The sequence below is a fragment of the Flavobacterium branchiicola genome (genome assembly GCF_018383905.1).
Lineage (GTDB): Bacteria > Bacteroidota > Bacteroidia > Flavobacteriales > Flavobacteriaceae > Flavobacterium > Flavobacterium branchiicola.
On the sequence record NZ_JAGYWA010000019.1, the window covers coordinates 2,209 to 4,139 of the forward strand.

General features: G+C 48.1%; 2 tRNA genes and 1 rRNA gene. All 3 read right to left on the reverse strand.

From position 1 onward, the window contains the following. Position 1 precedes the first annotated feature (1 nt). The 3 genes from KHA98_RS22695 to KHA98_RS22705 all read right to left on the reverse strand — a co-directional run bounded on the left by KHA98_RS22695 (position 2) and on the right by KHA98_RS22705 (position 1,871). Positions 2-75, reverse strand: a tRNA-Ala gene (locus KHA98_RS22695). An 83-nt stretch (positions 76-158) separates the two neighbouring features. Next, positions 159-232: transfer RNA gene (locus tag KHA98_RS22700), tRNA-Ile, on the reverse strand. A 125-nt stretch (positions 233-357) separates the two neighbouring features. Continuing rightward, positions 358-1,871, reverse strand: a 16S ribosomal RNA gene (locus KHA98_RS22705). Positions 1,872-1,931 lie beyond the last annotated feature (60 nt).

Sequence of the window (1,931 nt, forward strand, 5' to 3'; positions counted from 1 at the left end):
GTGGAGAATAACGGAGTCGAACCGTTGACCTCCTGCGTGCAAGGCAGGCGCTCTAGCCAGCTGAGCTAATCCCCCATTTTTAGTCATGAGTTATTAGTTATGAGGTATGCTCATTAACACTCAACTTCTAAAATTTCCTTTGAATCAAGTTAAAAGAGTAGTCCCGGGCAGACTCGAACTGCCGACCCCTACATTATCAGTGTAGTACTCTAACCAGCTGAGCTACGAGACTCTGTTTTACTTAATTTTCATTATTTTTTAAATTAACAGCAAGAGTAATTGAATTTTCAAATTCAGATCCTTTCGATTCACATCTTTTTTCCCCAAGGTGTCTTGCGACTAACAATGAGGCTCTAGAAAGGAGGTGTTCCAGCCGCACCTTCCGGTACGGCTACCTTGTTACGACTTAGCCCTAGTTACCAGTTTTACCCTAGGCAGCTCCTTGCGGTCACCGACTTCAGGCACCCCCAGCTTCCATGGCTTGACGGGCGGTGTGTACAAGGCCCGGGAACGTATTCACCGGATCATGGCTGATATCCGATTACTAGCGATTCCAGCTTCACGGAGTCGAGTTGCAGACTCCGATCCGAACTGTGACCGGTTTTATAGATTCGCTCCTGGTCGCCCAGTGGCTGCTCTCTGTACCGGCCATTGTAGCACGTGTGTAGCCCAAGGCGTAAGGGCCGTGATGATTTGACGTCATCCCCACCTTCCTCACAGTTTGCACTGGCAGTCTTGTTAGAGTTCCCGACATGACTCGCTGGCAACTAACAACAGGGGTTGCGCTCGTTATAGGACTTAACCTGACACCTCACGGCACGAGCTGACGACAACCATGCAGCACCTTGTAAATTGTCTTGCGAAAGATCTGTTTCCAAACCGGTCAATCTACATTTAAGCCTTGGTAAGGTTCCTCGCGTATCATCGAATTAAACCACATGCTCCACCGCTTGTGCGGGCCCCCGTCAATTCCTTTGAGTTTCATTCTTGCGAACGTACTCCCCAGGTGGGATACTTATCACTTTCGCTTAGCCACTGAAATTGCTCCCAACAGCTAGTATCCATCGTTTACGGCGTGGACTACCAGGGTATCTAATCCTGTTCGCTACCCACGCTTTCGTCCATCAGCGTCAATCAATTAGTAGTAACCTGCCTTCGCAATTGGTATTCCATGTAATCTCTAAGCATTTCACCGCTACACTACATATTCTAGTTACTTCCTAATAATTCAAGTCTAGCAGTATCAATGGCCGTTCCACCGTTGAGCGATGGGCTTTCACCACTGACTTACTAAACCGCCTACGGACCCTTTAAACCCAATGATTCCGGATAACGCTTGGATCCTCCGTATTACCGCGGCTGCTGGCACGGAGTTAGCCGATCCTTATTCTTACGATACCGTCAAGCTCCTTCACGAAGGAGTGTTTCTTCTCGTACAAAAGCAGTTTACAATCCATAGGACCGTCATCCTGCACGCGGCATGGCTGGATCAGGCTTGCGCCCATTGTCCAATATTCCTCACTGCTGCCTCCCGTAGGAGTCTGGTCCGTGTCTCAGTACCAGTGTGGGGGATCTCCCTCTCAGGACCCCTACCCATCGTAGCCTTGGTAAGCCGTTACCTTACCAACTAGCTAATGGGACGCATGCTCATCTTTTACCGTTGTGACTTTAATTACATCTCGATGCCGAGTCGTAATACTATGAGGTATTAATCCAAATTTCTCTGGGCTATCCCTCTGTAAAAGGTAGATTGCATACGCGTTACGCACCCGTGCGCCGGTCTCTATATCCGAAGACATATACCCCTCGACTTGCATGTGTTAAGCCTGCCGCTAGCGTTCATCCTGAGCCAGGATCAAACTCTTCATCGTATATTTTTTATATTATATTGCGATGTGTTCTCTAGTGGTTCTTTTCAAATCTTACGATTC